This window comes from Streptomyces atroolivaceus (assembly GCF_000717025.1).
GTDB classification, from domain to species: Bacteria; Actinomycetota; Actinomycetes; order Streptomycetales; family Streptomycetaceae; genus Streptomyces; species Streptomyces atroolivaceus.
In genome coordinates, this window is the sequence record NZ_JNXG01000001.1 from 358,567 (window position 1) to 373,977 (window position 15,411).

At 69.0% G+C, this 15,411-nt stretch carries 12 protein-coding genes and 1 tRNA gene; 7 read left to right on the forward strand and 6 right to left on the reverse strand.

Annotated elements, in window-relative coordinates:
- Window positions 1-312: 312 nt before the first annotated feature.
- The 4 genes from OO67_RS01605 to OO67_RS01620 all read right to left on the reverse strand — a co-directional run bounded on the left by OO67_RS01605 (window position 313) and on the right by OO67_RS01620 (window position 4,631).
- Entirely contained in the window at window positions 313-657 is a 345-nt protein-coding gene (locus tag OO67_RS01605; RefSeq protein WP_033296734.1) for a rhodanese-like domain-containing protein, read from the reverse strand.
- A 45-nt stretch (window positions 658-702) separates the two neighbouring features.
- Window positions 703-1,710, reverse strand: coding sequence for a J domain-containing protein (locus OO67_RS01610; RefSeq protein WP_033296735.1), 1,008 nt, complete (start codon window positions 1,708-1,710; stop codon window positions 703-705).
- A 57-nt stretch (window positions 1,711-1,767) separates the two neighbouring features.
- Window positions 1,768-3,219, reverse strand: coding sequence for a DUF2252 domain-containing protein (locus OO67_RS01615; protein ID WP_051709063.1), 1,452 nt, complete (start codon window positions 3,217-3,219; stop codon window positions 1,768-1,770).
- Between the two features lie 338 nt (window positions 3,220-3,557).
- Entirely contained in the window at window positions 3,558-4,631 is a 1,074-nt protein-coding gene (locus OO67_RS01620; RefSeq protein WP_033296736.1) for an ABC-2 transporter permease, read from the reverse strand.
- A gap of 89 nt (window positions 4,632-4,720) precedes the next feature.
- Here OO67_RS01620 and OO67_RS01625 point away from each other — a divergent pair, with 89 nt between their 5' ends.
- Window positions 4,721-5,173 (forward strand): MarR family winged helix-turn-helix transcriptional regulator, encoded by a 453-nt coding sequence (locus tag OO67_RS01625; RefSeq protein ID WP_033296737.1) that lies wholly within the window; start codon window positions 4,721-4,723, stop codon window positions 5,171-5,173.
- 980 nt (window positions 5,174-6,153) lie between these two features.
- On the opposite strand, the gene OO67_RS01630 is transcribed toward OO67_RS01625, so the two are convergent.
- Window positions 6,154-6,236, reverse strand: a tRNA-Leu gene (locus OO67_RS01630).
- 315 nt (window positions 6,237-6,551) lie between these two features.
- Between OO67_RS01630 and OO67_RS01635 the strand changes: the two genes are divergently transcribed.
- The 6 genes from OO67_RS01635 (at window position 6,552) to pknB (ending at window position 14,594) form a co-directional block, all read left to right on the forward strand.
- A complete protein-coding gene (locus OO67_RS01635; protein WP_033296738.1) occupies window positions 6,552-7,403 on the forward strand; it encodes an FhaA domain-containing protein in 852 nt (283 codons plus the stop codon).
- A 10-nt stretch (window positions 7,404-7,413) separates the two neighbouring features.
- Window positions 7,414-7,929, forward strand: coding sequence for an FHA domain-containing protein FhaB/FipA (locus tag OO67_RS01640; RefSeq protein WP_033296739.1), 516 nt, complete (start codon window positions 7,414-7,416; stop codon window positions 7,927-7,929).
- A 129-nt stretch (window positions 7,930-8,058) separates the two neighbouring features.
- On the forward strand, window positions 8,059-9,546 hold the full coding sequence (locus OO67_RS01645; protein WP_033297007.1) for a PP2C family protein-serine/threonine phosphatase: 1,488 nt from the start codon (window positions 8,059-8,061) through the stop codon (window positions 9,544-9,546).
- Between the two features lie 21 nt (window positions 9,547-9,567).
- Entirely contained in the window at window positions 9,568-10,968 is a 1,401-nt protein-coding gene (locus OO67_RS01650) for an FtsW/RodA/SpoVE family cell cycle protein (RefSeq protein WP_033296740.1), read from the forward strand.
- Window positions 10,965-12,419, forward strand: a complete 1,455-nt coding sequence (locus OO67_RS01655) for a peptidoglycan D,D-transpeptidase FtsI family protein (RefSeq protein WP_033296741.1) — start codon at window positions 10,965-10,967, stop codon at window positions 12,417-12,419. Before OO67_RS01650 ends, OO67_RS01655 begins: the two co-directional genes overlap by 4 nt.
- A gap of 171 nt (window positions 12,420-12,590) precedes the next feature.
- Window positions 12,591-14,594 carry a Stk1 family PASTA domain-containing Ser/Thr kinase gene (pknB, locus tag OO67_RS01660; RefSeq protein WP_033296742.1) on the forward strand — a complete coding sequence of 668 codons (2,004 nt, stop codon included), beginning with the start codon at window positions 12,591-12,593 and terminating at the stop codon, window positions 14,592-14,594.
- Between the two features lie 81 nt (window positions 14,595-14,675).
- Here pknB and OO67_RS01665 read toward each other — a convergent pair whose 3' ends face one another.
- Window positions 14,676-15,404, reverse strand: a complete 729-nt coding sequence (locus OO67_RS01665; protein ID WP_033296743.1) for a class E sortase — start codon at window positions 15,402-15,404, stop codon at window positions 14,676-14,678.
- Between the last annotated feature and the right edge of the window lie 7 nt (window positions 15,405-15,411).

Genomic DNA, 15,411 nt, shown 5'->3' on the forward strand with positions numbered 1-15,411 from the left:
CGGACCCGAGGGCCTGCCCTGACGGCAGCTCCATGCTCAGTGCGCACCGGGGGTGCACCACCCCGTCGGTACAGCCGCACCAGGCGTACCAGTTGCAAGGGCCTCGCACCGCAGCCGCGTCGCAGGGGAGTCGCAGGGCGGGAGCGGGCCTGAGGCTGTTGCACGGCCGGCTACTGCGGACGGGTAGGCCCGGCCCTCCGTCAGGCGCTCCTGGACCACGGCGCCGACAGATGTCGACGGCGCGGTCCTCAGGGAAGCGGCCTCGACGGCGCGATCCTCAGGAGGACAACGAGGACGGTGCCGTGAGGGCCGTCAGAGGACGAAAGGCGAGCTTCCGTTGTCCGTGACCATCGGGCGCCCGGCACCGTCCCAGGCCTGCATGCCTCCGTCGACGTTCACAGCGTCGATGCCCTGCTGCACCAGGTACTGAGTGACCTGGGCGGAACGGCCTCCGACGCGGCACATCACGTGCACGCGCCGCCCGTCGTCGGCCGCGTCGGTCAGCTCGCCGAAGCGGCCGACGAAGTCACTCATGGGAATGTGCAGCGCACCCTCGACATGTCCGGCTGCCCATTCGTCGTCTTCGCGGACGTCCAGTACGAAGCCGTCCGACGGAACCGCCGCGGCGTCCACCGAGGGCAGCGGAGCGAAATTCATGGGTATGCCTTCTCTCGTACGTACGCGCCAGGGTCATCCGGAACGCTACTGCACCAGGCCCGCCAGCTCCTTCTCACGCTGGGACACCTCCGCCAGAAGCTTCTCGCCGATGTCGTCCAGCAGCCGGTCGGGGTCATCCGGCGCCATCCTCAGCATCGAGCCGATCGCGCTCTCCTCCAGCTCCCCGGCCAGAACCTTGAGCAGCTCCTTACGTCGGCTGAGCCACTCCAGCCGCGCGTACAGCTCCTCGCTCTCGCTCAGCCGGAGCTCCGGCGTGACGGGGCCGGCCGCCCACTCGGCGGCCAGTTCCTTCAGCAACGCCACGTCGCCGCGACCATAGGCCGCGTTGACGCGGGCGATGAACTCGTCCCGCCGTGCTCGCTCCGCCTCGTCCGGTGCCAGGTCCGGGTGGGCCTGACGGGCCAGCTCACGGTAGAGCTTGCGCGCCTCCTCGCCCGGCCTGACCCGCTTCGGCGGCCGTACGGGCTGCTCGGTGAGCATGGCCGAGGCCTCGGGCGAGAGCCCGTCCGAGTCCATCCAGTCGTGGAAGAGCTCGTCGACGCCGGGCATCGGCATGACGATCGCCCGAGCCTCCTGGGCCTTGCGCAGATCCTCCGGATCACCGGTCCTTGCCGCCCGGGCCTCCGCGATCTGCGCATCGAGCTCGTCGAGACGCGCGTACATCGGGCCGAGCTTCTGGTGATGCAGCCGGGAGAAGTTCTCCACCTCGACCCGGAAGGTCTCCACCGCGATCTCGAACTCGATCAGCGCCTGCTCGGCCACCCGGACGGCCTTGGCAAGCCGCTCCTCGGGCCGAGGAGCACCGCTCTCATTCGCCACCGCGTCACCGCCCGCCTCACCGCCCCCGCCGCCGACCGGACCACCAGCCGCCTCACCGGCGGAAGTACCCGCCTGCGGCGCACTGCCCGGCTCGGCTCGCAGATCGTCCCCCCGCGCCGCGTCCTGCGCGGGCTGCGGCTCGTCCTGCCGGTCCTGGTTCTGCCGGTCTTCGTCGTTCCGGGTGGTAGGCACCCCGGCGGCTTCGTGGGTCACCCGTCCAGCGTATGGCCACGGCGCGCGCCGTGGGGACACACGGTGCCCGCAAGCCGCTCAGACGCCGAGCTCGGCGTCCACCCGCCCGGCTCTGACAGCCTGGACGAGCTCGGCGTGGTCCGCCTCCGTCCGGTCCGCGTACGTCACGGCGAAATCGGCCACCGCCGCGTCCAGCTCCGCGTTCTTCCCGCAGTAGCCGGCGAGCAGCCGGGGGTCGGCGCTGTGCGCGTGGGCCCGGGCGAGGAGCGCCCCGGTCATCCGCCCGTAGTCGTCCACCTGGTCCGCCGCGAGCGCGGCCGGATCCACACTGCCCTTACGGTTCCTGAACTGGCGTACCTGACAGGGCCTGCCGTCGACGTCGGCCCAGCCGAGCAGTATGTCGCTGACGACCTGCATGCGCTTCTGGCCGAGCACCACCCGGCGGCCCTCGTGCGCCACAGCCGGCACCTCGAAGCCGACCTGGGGGAGATAGGCCGAGAGCGCGGAGGGACGGGCCTCTTTCACCTGCAGGACCAGCGGCTCGCCACGGTGGTCGAGCAGAAGCACCACATACGACCGGGTCCCCACACTGCCGGTGCCGACCACACGGAAGGCCACGTCATGGATCGCGTAGCGGGCCAGTAGCGGAACCCTGTCCTCCGAGATCGTAGCGAGGTAGCCCTCGAGCCCCGCCGCAACCGCCGCCGCCTCGGCGTCGGGCACCCGGCGCAACACCGGCGGTGCGTCGACGAATCGGCGACCGCCGTCCTCACACTCCTCGGCGGACCTGGCGGCGAAGCGGGCACTCGTGTTGTTGCGCGCCTTGGCGGAAACCCGCTCCAAAGTCCCCAGCAGGTCGCGCGCGTCGGTGTACGAGACGAGTTCCTCGTCCGCGATGGCGTTCCACGCGTCGAGCGCGGGCATCCCGGCCAGCAGACGCATCGTGCGCCGGTACGCGCCCACCGTGTCGTACGCACCCTGCCGGCAGGTGTCCTCGTCCGCCCCCGCCTCCCGGCCCGCAAGCACCAGCGAGGTGGCAAGCCGCTTGAGATCCCACTCCCAGGGCCCGAACACGGTTTCGTCGAAGTCGTTGAGGTCCATGACCAGGTTGCCCCGGGCATCGCCGTAGAGCCCGAAATTGGCGGCATGCGCGTCACCACAGAGCTGGGCACCCACCCCCGTGACCGGTGTGCCCGTCAGGTCATGGGCCATCAAGCCGGCCGAGCCGCGCAGAAACGCGAACGGCGTTGCCGCCATCCGCCCCACCCGTATGGGTGTGAGGCCGGGCACCCGGCCCCGGTTCGACTCCTCGACCGCCTGGACAGCATCCGGCCTTCCGGCGGGCAGGGCCAGGGAACTGTGCGCGGAGCGAGGGACCTTGCCCCTCAGCGCCTTGCCGGCCGCCTTCGGCGAGACCGCCCCGGAACCGGGCGGCCGCACCGCTCCCGCCACGCGTCGCGCGAAACCGGGAACGACCGGAATGCGCCCGTCACCTGCCGCTCGCTGTGCCGTCGCCTCGGTCTCGCCCATGGAGCGTCGCCTCCCCCGTCCTCGTTCAGCCGTTCCGTCCGGCCGATGTCAATGCGGACGACGGTACAACCGTCCCGCAACAACCGCCCGCCCCTGTGGACAACTTGGGAGCCGTCCTGTGGACGACCTGCGCATCCCACCACTCGGCGGCCGCGGGCCGGCCGACGGCCCCCGCCCCGGGCAGCCCCAGAACCCACGCTGCCCCGCACCCAGGCCGCGGGAACCGCACCCGTCACACGAACCGGGCCGGTCGCAGTACCAGCCGGAGACCGCACGCCCGGAGAGCGCCCGGTCCTCCACGTCCCGCCCGCCGGGCCCCAGCCCTGAACGCCGGGTCCTCACACCCCCACGGCCTCTTCCATCTCCTCCTCTGCGTCGGCCGCGGTCCGCATGAGAACCGCCTCACGCGCCTTCTCCGCGGCCGCCTGGCGCCGCTTCGCCTCGGCCACGCCCGCCACCCCTACGACGACGAGTCCGGCCACAGCCCAGAGAGCCAGTACCAGCAGGTGCCCGCCCAGGGCGTGACCGCCGAAGTACACGTGGCTGCGCACCCCTTCGACGAAGCCCGCACCGTTCCAGAAGGAGTGCAGGGATCCGAAGAAGCCCGGCTGGAGTTCAGGCCGGAAGATGCCGCCGGAACTCGTGAAGTTGAGCATGACGAAGAGCAGCATCACGCCGAGCGTGGTCCACCGCTTGAGGAAGGTGTGCAGACCCACGCCGATCAGGAGGACGCCCGCCGAGTAGAGCCACGCCATGGCCCAGAGCCCGCCGAGTCCCTGGTCCACCAGGCCGAACACCGGTCCTGCGAACGCCGCGCCGATCACACTCACCACGAGCGAGGTGCCGATTGCCAGCCCGGCTCTGATCCGGAGCGCCAGCACCGCACCCGCACCGCCGATCACCGCCACCGACGCGTAGGACCCGATACTGACCGCCACCAGCAGGAAGAAGATGCCCTGCCCGGTCGGGTCGCCTTCCGCCGTGGGCGCCACGTCCGTCACCTGGAGGGGAGCGCCCTGCCCGGCGGCAACCTCGGTGAAGATCTTCTGGACCACCGTCGCGCTGGTGTCCGAGGACGCGGTGGCCACCATCAGTTCCGGCCTGCCGCCCGGCACGTAGGCGCCGTAGCTCTGCTGCGTCTTCAGATGGGACACCGCGACGTCGCGGTCCGCTACCGTACGCACACTCAGGGCGCCGTCACCCTTGTCCTGCAGGGCCTGTGCAAGCACCTGCGCGCTTGATCCCGAACCGACGACGTCCACCCTCAGGTCATGCGGCGCCGGGGCGTGAAAAGCCCCCAGATAGGCGAGCCCCATGCCGATACACATCAGCAGCGGCGTTATGAGATGGCTGAGCACATGCCGCAGCGCACCGGCGGTTGAGCCGGAGGCTGAGCTCGGACCTGCGGACATTCGACCAATCCTCCAATGGTTGGCTTTTACAACTTCTACCTTCGTTGTATCGTACAACCAATATTCGGGAAGGCTGGAAGGTGATTCACGTGGCAGACGCCCACCGGGGACGCGAGGAGTCGCTGGATGTCATCCAGCGCGAGCTGACCGCCTTCGCGCGCCGAGCGCGATCGACCGCGGCGCGGCTCCACCCGGATCTGCCGCTGGTGTCGTACACGCTGCTCGCCCACATCGAACACCGGCACGGCTGCCGGGCGACCGACCTGGCGGCGCACTACATGCTGGACAAGTCGACGGTCAGCCGTCAGGTAGCGGCCTTGGAGAATCTGGGCCTGGTCGAGCGCCACCCGGACCCGGACGACCAGCGCATCCAGGTACTGCACCCCACCACCGCCGGCGTTCAGGCGCTCGCCTCCACGCAGGCCAGCCGGCGCGCCGCATACCGGGAACGCCTGGGCGCGTGGACGTCGGAGGATCTCGAACAGTTCGCGGAGTACCTGCTGCGCTACAACTCGGCGGGCGAGGACACCTCACCTCGGTAGGCCCCCACCCAGCCCGGCCGCCCGCAGCCACGCTCCCGCCCGGCGCCGGCCCCGAGCGCGGCTCCCGCCTCCGCACGGCTGCCGGGCCGCCAGGCAGCGGGTCAGCAGCCCCGGGCTCCTGACATACGGGCAACCGCCCACCCCACGGCCTCCTTGAGCGCGGCGCGCCGGCGGCACCGGCATCCGCCAGCCCTTCATCGGCCTCACACACCACGAGTCGGCCGCTCCCAGCCCGGAAGCCGGGAGCCGCCAGCCGAACCGGCCGCAGCGGACGCCGCGCTCACCGCCGCGCCGACGTACGACGTCTCTCCGCTCCGCCCAACTCGAAGGCGCCGCTGGACCAAGCGATGATCGTCCGCCACAACGCCGGCCCGGACGGCCCGGTCGCCGACACGCCCGTCACCGTCGCGGCCGGTCGCGGTGGTTCGTGCACCCCTGACACGCCCCGCGATGGCTTCGGTCGCATCCGGAGCTACCTGGAGAGAGGCCCGAGGGGCCTGCTCGAGGCCGAAGTCGATCTCATCGTGCCGGAGTTGACGCCGGCTCGCTCGAAGTCCGGGATGACCGGCCTCGTCACCCTCGCCGTCACTTCCCGCAGTCAGGCGTTCACCGCCACGACAGGCAACACCAAGGCGCTCGCTGCGCGACTCGCCCGCCTGACACTCCCGTTCCGCGGTTCAAGCGAAACGCCCCTTTGGTGCGGATCCGACGTTTCACGTGAAACAGCAGCCGCTCCGGACCCCGCTTCTGGGCCGGGTGCGTGCTTCATCACAGCGCCTGCCGTACGCGGCCTACTCGTCCGAGGTAATACGGATCCTTCCCTCAGGTCGGCAGCCTCAGGCACGTGCGGGAAGCGCCGGACCGAAGGAGCCACGCCGACCGCGGGAGGAAATTCGCACAACGAAGAACCCCCGCACCGGATCTCTCCGATGCGGGGGTTCTGTCGAACCAACCCGGCAGTCGCAAGCGACTGCCCGTTGTGCGCGAGGGGGGATTTGAACCCCCACGTCCCTAAGGACACTGGCACCTGAAGCCAGCGCGTCTGCCGTTCCGCCACTCGCGCATGAGTGGTGTTTTCAGACTCTCTCACCGTGTGGTGTGAGCGCCTGGCGACATCCCGAAGATTAGCACGCTGGACAGGGTGGATTCACATCCGTTGTTTCGCCGCACCCACCAGGGGAACCGGGAACGCGGAAAGCCCGGACCCACTCCTCCTGAGTGCACCCGGAGTGCGGGACACTGTCAGGAGGCCACCTCTACGATCCGTGTGAGAGGTGACACTCATCCACTGTGCAGACAAGGGGAACCAGCCGATTTCCCGACGCGTGGATACGATCAGTAAGCAGTGCAGGGATGACGACACCGGAGGAGGTGCCCCATGGGAGTCATGAAGCGTTTCGAGCAGCGTCTCGAAGGTCTGGTCAATGGCACCTTCGCCAAGGTCTTCAAGTCCGAGGTGCAGCCGGTAGAGATCGCGGGAGCCCTCCAGCGCGAGTGCGACAACAACGCGACGATCTGGAACCGCGAGCGGACCGTCGTGCCCAACGACTTCATCGTCGAGCTGAGCACCCCTGACTACGAGCGGCTCAGCCCGTACTCGGGTCAGCTCGGTGACGAGCTGTCCGGCCTCGTACGTGACTACGCCAAGCAGCAGCGGTACACCTTCATGGGGCCGATCAAGGTCCACCTGGAGAAGGCGGACGACCTCGACACGGGTCTCTACCGCGTACGCAGCCGGACCCTGGCGTCGAGCACGTCACAGCAGGGCCAGCAGCCCGGCCCTGCCCAGCCGAACCGGCCCGCCCCCTCTCAGGGGCAGGGCGGTTACGGCTACCCGCCGACTTCCGCCCCTCCCATGCCCCCGTCCCCGCCGCCGGGCGGCGGGCGCTCCGGAGGCCCTTCCAGCGACTGGCGCCCGCCGGCCGCGTCCGGCCCCGTGCCGGACGCCCAGGTGCGGCGCTGGATCGAGATCAACGGCACCCGCCATCAGATCTCCCGCCCGACGTTGGTGATGGGACGAAGCACCGACGCCGACGTGCGGATCGACGACCCCGGCGTATCCCGCCGGCACTGTGAGATCCGGACCGGAACGCCCTCGACGATCCAGGATCTCGGATCTACCAACGGCATCGTGGTAGACGGGCAGCACACCACCCGCGCTACGCTCCGCGACGGCTCGCGGATCGTCGTGGGCAGCACCACCATCGTTTACCGGCAAGCCGAAGGGTGAAGCGGGGGCAATGTCAGAGCTGACCCTGACGGTCATGCGGCTAGGTTTCCTGGCTGTTCTGTGGCTATTCGTAATCGTGGCCGTCCAGGTCATTCGCAGCGACCTGTTCGGTACGCGTGTCACGCAGCGCGGCTCACGCCGCACTGCAGGTGACACCCGTCCCCAGCAGGGACGCCAACAGCAAACAGCGCCGCCTCAGCAGCGCCAGCAGTCCGGGCGCCAGCGCCGCGGGGCACCCACCAAGCTGGTCGTCTCCGAAGGCACGCTCACCGGCACCACCGTCGCGCTCCAGGGACAGACCATCACCCTGGGCCGGGCGCACGATTCAACGATCGTGCTGGATGACGACTACGCGTCCAGTCGGCATGCCAGGATCTACCCGGACCGTGACGGCCAGTGGATCGTCGAGGACCTCGGGTCCACCAACGGCACGTATCTCGACCGGACCCGGCTCACCACCCCGACACCTGTTCCGCTGGGCGCGCCGATCCGCATCGGCAAGACCGTCATCGAGCTGCGGAAGTAGTACGACAATGAGCGAGCGGAGCGAGCGAGCCGCGGCGGTCCTGACGACGGACCCGGCGCGGCTCCCGACCGGAGGGTGGGCAGTGTGGCTCGAGACCGGCTGTACCCCGAGCCGACGGGCGAGGTGCGCATGAGCTTGTCCCTGCGCTTCGCCGCCGGATCGCACAAGGGCATGATCCGGGAAGGCAACGAGGACTCCGGCTATGCCGGACCCCGCCTTCTCGCCATCGCCGACGGCATGGGCGGCCAGGCGGCCGGAGAGGTCGCCAGCTCCGAGGTGATCTCCACGCTCGTGCAGCTCGACGACGACGTCCCGGGATCCGACCTCCTCACCTCGCTCGGTACGGCGGTCCAGCGGGCCAACGACCAGCTGCGCGTCATGGTCGAGGAGGACCCCCAGCTGGAGGGGATGGGCACGACGCTCACCGCCCTGCTCTGGACCGGTCAGCGTCTCGGCCTCGTCCACGTCGGCGACTCCCGTGCGTATCTCCTGCGTGACGGTGTCCTGACGCAGATCACCCAGGACCACACCTGGGTGCAGCGTCTCGTCGACGAGGGCAGGATCACGGAGGAAGAGGCCACCACCCACCCGCAGCGCTCCCTGCTGATGCGGGCCCTGGGCAGCGGCGACCACGTGGAGCCCGATCTCTCCATCCGGGAGGTGCGTGCCGGTGACCGCTACCTGATCTGCTCGGACGGCCTGTCGGGCGTCGTCTCCCACCAGACGATGGAAGAGACCCTGGCCAGTTACCAGGGCCCCCAGGAGACCATCCAGGACCTCATCCAGCTCGCTCTGCGCGGCGGCGGCCCCGACAACATCACGTGCATCGTCGCCGACGTCCTGGACGTCGACAGCAACGACACCCTGGCCGGGCAGCTGAACGACACCCCGGTCATCGTCGGGGCGGTCGCCGAGAACCAGGCCGCCCAGGCGAACGACGGCCGTGCCATGGAGACGCCGGCGGGACGTGCGGCCGGCCTCGGCCGCCCCGTGCCGCCGCCGGCCGGGGGCTTCGGCCCTCCCGGAAGCGGCGACGACATGGGCTACGGCTCCGCCCCGGACGGCGCCTTCGACTCGTACACCGACGACGACTTCGTCAAGCCCCGCGGCGGCCGCAGGTGGCTGAAGCGGTCGTTCCTCATCGTGCTCGCGCTGGCCGTCATCGGCGGCGGCGTCTACGGCGGCTACCGCTGGACCCAGAACCAGTTCTACGTGGGCGCGAAGGAAGACAACGTCGCGCTGTTCCGCGGAATCAGCCAGGACCTCGCCTGGGTGTCCCTCTCGAAGGTCGAAGAGGACACCAAGATCGAACTGAAGTACCTCCCGCCCTACTGGCGAAAGAAGGTCGAGGCGACCATCTCCCAGGGCAGCCTCACCGACGCCCGCAAGAAGATCAGCGAGCTCGAAGCACAGGCCTCCGCCTGCGAGAAGGACGCGCAGCGCCGCGCCGCCGAGGCGGACGCCAATGCCGCCAAGGAGCAGGGCGAAGCCGGCAGCGCCTCCGACAGCACGTCCGCCACGTCCCCCGTCAAGGGGACCCAGACCGCGACTCCCACTCCCGGCCCCAGCCTCTCGGAGGAAGAGAAGAAGCTGGCCCTGCAGTGCGGTAAGCAGTAAGCCGTAGGGGGCCTTCAGCACATGAGCGTTGTCACCAACACGACCACCATCGGCGCGATCGACGCGCCGAGCCGCCGTAACACCGAGCTGGCCCTGGTCGCGTTCGCCGTCCTCATCTCGGTGTTCGCGTACGCCAACGTGGGCCTCGCCCTCAACGGCGAACTTCCCGCCGGCATGCTCGGGTACGGCCTGGGCCTCGCACTGCTCGGCGGTGTGGGGCATCTCGCGGTGCGGAGGTTCGCCCCGTACGCGGACCCGCTGCTGCTGCCGCTGGCGACCCTGCTGAACGGGCTGGGGCTGGCCTTCATCTGGCGCCTGGACCAGTCGGAGCGGTTCCAGGCACTCAAGACGTTCGCCCCGGCCGCCTCCAAGCAGCTGATGTTCTCAGCGGTCGGCGTCGCCCTGATGGTCGTCGTCCTGATCGCGCTCAAGGACCACCGCATCCTGCAGCGCTACACCTACATCTCCATGCTGGTGGCGCTGTTCCTGCTGATCCTTCCGATGTTCTTCCCGGCCGTGAACGGCGCCAAGATCTGGATCAAGATCCCCGGCGTCGGCACGATCCAGCCGGGAGAGTTCGCGAAGATCATCATCGCGGTGTTCTTCGCCGGCTACCTCATGGTCAAGCGTGATGCGCTCGCCCTGGCCAGCCGCCGCTTCATGGGGCTCTACCTGCCCCGCGGCCGCGACCTCGGGCCGATCCTCATGGTCTGGGCGTTCTCGATCCTCATCCTGGTCTTCGAGACCGACCTCGGGTCCTCGCTGCTGTTCTTCGGCATGTTCGTCGTCATGCTGTACGTCGCCACGGAGCGCACCAGCTGGATCGTCTTCGGTCTGCTGATGTCCGCAGCCGGCGCTGTCGGCGTGGCAACGTTCGAGCCGCACGTCCAGGACCGCGTCACCGCCTGGCTCGACCCCTTCGCGGGCTGGGGCAAGGAGGCGGCGAGCGAGCAGATGGCCAAGTCCCTGATGGCGTTCGGCTCCGGCGGTACCCTCGGCACCGGCCTCGGTCAGGGCAACTCCGACCTGATCGGCTTCGCGGCCAACTCCGACTTCATCCTCGCCACCGTCGGTGAGGAGCTCGGGCTGGCCGGGATGATGGCGGTCCTGCTCGTCTACGGTCTGATCGTCGAGCGCGGCGTCCGTACGGCGCTGGCCGCCCGGGACCCGTTCGGCAAGCTCCTCGCGATCGGCCTCTCCGGCTCCTTCGCCATCCAGGTCTTCGTCGTCGCCGGCGGTGTCATGGGGCTCATCCCGCTGACCGGTATGACCATGCCGTTCCTCGCGGCAGGTGGTTCGTCGGTCATCGCCAACTGGGCACTCATCGGGATCCTGATCAGAATCAGCGACACGGCCCGACGTCCCGCTCCTGCCCCCGCTCCGTCCCCGGACGCCGAGATGACCCAGGTGGTCCGACCGTGAACAAGCCGCTCCGCAGGATCGCGATCTTCTGCGGCATCCTCGTTCTGGCGCTTCTGGTCCGCACCAACTACATCCAGTACGTGCGTGCCGACGAGCTCAACGCGAACGAGCACAACCGCCGCGTCCAGATCGAGCGCTACGCCCACGAGCGGGGCAACATCATCGTCGACGGCGAACCCGTCACGGGCTCCGTCGAGACCACGGACAGCGACTTCAAGTACAAGCGCGTCTGGAAGAACGGCCCCATGTGGGCACCCGTCACCGGCTACTCCTCGCAGGCCTTCGACTCCTCGCAGCTGGAGAGCCTCGAGGACGGCATCCTCACCGGCAACAGTGACCAGCTGTTCTTCGACCGCACCCTGTCGATGTTCACCGGCGAGCAGGAGACCGGCGGGAACGTCGTCACCACCCTCAACGGCACCGCCCAGAAGGCCGCCTTCAAGGGGCTGGGCGCCAAGAAGGGTGCCGTCGCGGCGATCGACCCGCAGACCGGGGCCGTCCTGGCCCTGGCCAGCACCCCCTCGTACGACCCCTCGGTCTTCGCGGGCAACTCCATGAAGGACTCCGACGCCCGGCAGAAGCTCCTGACCGACAAGGACAAGCCGATGCTGAACCGGGCCCTGCGGGAGACCTACCCGCCCGGCTCGACGTTCAAGGTCGTCACGGCCGCGGCGGCGCTGGAGAACGGCCTCTACACCGACATCGACGCGGAGACGGAGTCCCCCCTGCCCTGGCGGCTCCCCCTGTCCTCCAACCTGTTGCAGAACGAGGGCGACATCCCCTGCGAGAACGCCTCGCTCCGGGAAGCCCTGCGCTGGTCCTGCAACACCGTCTTCGGCAAGATGAGCGACGATCTCGGCAACGAGAAGATGATCGAACAGGCCGACAAGTTCGGCTTCAACAAGGAAGTCTTCACCCCGGTCCGGGCCGACGCCAGCATCTACCCGAAGGACAACAAGCCGCAGAACGCCATGGCGGGCATCGGCCAGGCGTCCAACCGCGCCACTCCCCTCCAGATGGCCATGGTGGCCTCCGCGATCGCCAACGACGGCAAGCTCATGCAGCCGTACATGGTCGCCCAGCGCCAGGCACCCAATCTGGACGTCATCTACACGCACGAGAAGGAGCAGCTCAGCCAGCCGCTCTCGGCGGAGAACGCCCAGAAGGTGCAGGAGATGATGGAGACCGTGGTCGAGGACGGCACGGGAACCAACGCGCAGATCAAGGGCGTCACCGTCGGTGGCAAGACCGGTACCGCCCAGCACGGACTCAACAACAGTGAGAAGCCGTACGCCTGGTTCATCTCGTACGCGAAGACCGACAGCGGTTCACCGGTCGCCGTCGCCGTGGTGGTCGAGGACGGCAACGCCAACCGGGACGACATCTCCGGCGGCGGCCTGGCCGCACCAATCGCCAAGAGCGTGATGAAGGCGGTACTCGACGGAAAGTAGTGACACCCGTCACAACTTCTGTCCACACCAGCACATTGGGATACCGGTCGGATATCAGCTGACGGGTGCGGGCCGATCACGCCAGGAGGGCCCGGTAGCGTAAGCGCGAACAGCGCACCGCCGGACCACACACGGGTGCGGTCGGGACTGACGGAGAGGGCTGGATCAGTTATGGAAGAGCCGCGTCGCCTCGGCGGCCGGTACGAGCTGGGCTCGGTGCTCGGCCGTGGTGGCATGGCCGAGGTCTACCTCGCGCACGACACCCGGCTCGGCCGCACCGTCGCTGTGAAGACGCTGCGGGCCGACCTCGCCCGCGATCCGTCCTTCCAGGCACGGTTCCGCCGTGAGGCCCAGTCGGCCGCTTCGCTCAACCACCCCGCGATCGTCGCCGTCTACGACACCGGCGAGGACTACGTCGACGGGGTCTCCATCCCGTACATCGTGATGGAGTACGTGGACGGATCGACTCTCAGAGAACTCCTGCACTCCGGACGCAAGCTGCTGCCGGAGCGGACCCTCGAGATGACGGTCGGGATCCTCCAGGCACTGGAGTACTCGCACCGCGCGCAGATCGTCCACCGGGACATCAAGCCGGCGAACGTCATGCTGACGCGCACCGGCCAGGTCAAGGTCATGGACTTCGGTATCGCCCGTGCCATGGGTGACTCCGGAATGACGATGACCCAGACCGCCGCGGTCATCGGGACAGCCCAGTACCTCTCTCCGGAGCAGGCCAAGGGCGAGCAGGTCGACGCACGCTCCGACCTGTACTCCACCGGCTGCCTGCTCTACGAGCTACTCGCGGTCCGGCCCCCGTTCGTCGGTGACTCGCCCGTCGCGGTCGCGTACCAGCACGTGCGCGAGGAGCCGCAGCCTCCGAGCAACTTCGATCCCGAGATCACGCCCGAGATGGACGCCATCGTCCTGAAGGCGCTGACCAAGGACCCCGACTACCGCTACCAGTCGGCCGACGAGATGCGCGCCGACATCGAGGCCTGCCTCGACGGCCAGCCGGTCGCGGCCACGGCCGCCATGGGCGCGGCGGGCTACGGCGGGTACGACGCCTACGGCAACGACCAGCCCACCACCGCCCTGCGGGCGACGGACCCGGGCGGCGCGCAGACGTCCATGCTGCCCCCGGTCAATCCGGACGACGGTGGCTACGGCTACGACGACCGCCAGAGCCGCCGGCGCCAGAAGAAGAGCAACACCTCGACGATCCTCCTCGTGGTCGCCGGCGTTCTTGTGCTCATCGGCGCGATCCTGATCGGCCGTTACATCTTCAGCTCCGACGACAGCGGCAGCGGCAAGATCGACGTGCCGAACATGGTCGGCTCCACGACCGATGAGGCGCAGAGACTCGCGGACAACGCCGGGGTCGTCCTGAAGGTCGGATCCACGGCACCCTGCGAGACCCAGGAGAAGGACAAGATCTGCAGCCAGACCCCGTCAGCGGAGGGGGACGCCCAGATGGCCACGGGCGAGACCGTGACGGTCGTCGTCTCCGCCGGCGCTCCCAAGGTCGAGGTCCCGGATGTCCTGGAGAAGTCCGAGGAGAGCGCGCGGAAGAAGCTGGAGGACGAGGGCTTCACGGTGAAGGTCACCGCCGTGGAGTCCGAGGCGACGGCGGGTACGGTCACCAAGCAGGACCCCGAGGGCGGTACGAAGGTCGACAAGGAGACCGAGGTCACGATCACCGTGGCCAAGGAGGCGCTGCTCGACCTGCCGGTTCTCAACCGGACCTACGCCGAGGCGGAGGCACAGCTCCGCGGCATCGGCTTCACCAACATCGTGCGGCAGGACGTCGACTCGGAGCAGCCGAAGGACATGGTCGTCGGCCAGACCCCGGAAGGGCCGAGCAAGCAGGCCAAGGACGCCCAGATCGTCCTGAAGGTCTCCAAGGGGCCCGCACAGCCCGAGCAGGTCACCATCCCGGCTGACATCGTCGGCAAGCGGTACCAGGAAGCGAAGGGAACGCTCGAAGGCCTCGGACTGGTGGTCGCACTCGCTCCCAACTCGCCCGACAAGCCGAACTCCCTCGTGATGCAGGCCGCCCCGGGTCCCAACACCCAGGTCGCCAAGGGCAGTACGGTCACTCTCACCACCTTCGGCGGAATGGACGGGGGCGGCGGAGACGGCAACTTCTTCGGAGGCCCGTCCGGCTCGTCGGACTGACGCGCCCGGCCCGGCACGAACGCACACAGGGCCCCGGTCACCTCCGCAACGGTGACCGGGGCCCTGTGCCGTCGTCCGTGACTACCGCAGCTCCACCGGTTTCGTGCGGTCCCTGTCCACCTTCTCGGTCCGCACCAGCTCGCCCCACACGATGTAGCGGTACTTCGAGGTGTAGACGGGGGTGCACGTGGTCAGCGTGATGTAGCGGCCGGCCTTCTTCACGCCCGACTCCTTGGGCACCGGGGCGATCGCGTCGACGTTGAACTTGGACGTCTCCGGCAGCTCGGCGTAGACCTTGTAGACGTACCAGGTGTCCTTGGTCTCGAAGACGACCGCGTCGCCCTTCTTCACCTTGTCGATGTTGTGGAACTTGGCGCCGTGCCCGTCCCTGTGCGCGGCGAGCGAGAAGTTGCCCTGCGCGTCCGAGGGGAGGGCCGACTTCACGGGGTCCGTGTAGTAGCCGGCGATGCCGTTGTTGAGCGTCTCGGTGTCGGTGCCCTTCTTGACCAGCACCTCGCCGTTCTTCATGGCGGGGACGTGGAGGAAGCCGATGCCGTCCCCTGTGTCCAGCGCTCCCGGTCCGCCCGCCCAGCGGTCGCGGACGGTGTTGCCCTGCTTGTCGGCCTCGCGGTCGGCGAGCACGTTGGTCCACCACAGCGAGTAGACGACGAACAGGCCCAGCACCAGCCCCCCGGTGATCAGCAGTTCGCCGAAGATGCTCACCGCCGTCGCGACGGGATGACGGCTCGTGCGCCGCACCGGGGCCACCCGTTCGTCGGTGCGCTCTTCGTGCTCGGTCCTCGCTGCCACCGCACCC

Bases quoted from the DNA above. Each gene is read 5' to 3' on its own strand.
- OO67_RS01605 (WP_033296734.1), bottom strand. From the start codon at position 657: ATGAATTTCGCTCCGCTGCCCTCGGTGGACGCCGCGGCGGTTCCGTCG.
- OO67_RS01615 (WP_051709063.1), bottom strand. From the start codon at position 3,219: ATGGGCGAGACCGAGGCGACGGCACAGCGAGCGGCAGGTGACGGGCGC.
- OO67_RS01620 (WP_033296736.1), bottom strand. From the start codon at position 4,631: ATGTCCGCAGGTCCGAGCTCAGCCTCCGGCTCAACCGCCGGTGCGCTG.
- OO67_RS01635 (WP_033296738.1), top strand. From the start codon at position 6,552: ATGGGAGTCATGAAGCGTTTCGAGCAGCGTCTCGAAGGTCTGGTCAAT.
- OO67_RS01640 (WP_033296739.1), top strand. From the start codon at position 7,414: ATGTCAGAGCTGACCCTGACGGTCATGCGGCTAGGTTTCCTGGCTGTT.
- OO67_RS01645 (WP_033297007.1), top strand. From the start codon at position 8,059: ATGAGCTTGTCCCTGCGCTTCGCCGCCGGATCGCACAAGGGCATGATC.
- OO67_RS01650 (WP_033296740.1), top strand. From the start codon at position 9,568: ATGAGCGTTGTCACCAACACGACCACCATCGGCGCGATCGACGCGCCG.
- pknB (WP_033296742.1), top strand. From the start codon at position 12,591: ATGGAAGAGCCGCGTCGCCTCGGCGGCCGGTACGAGCTGGGCTCGGTG.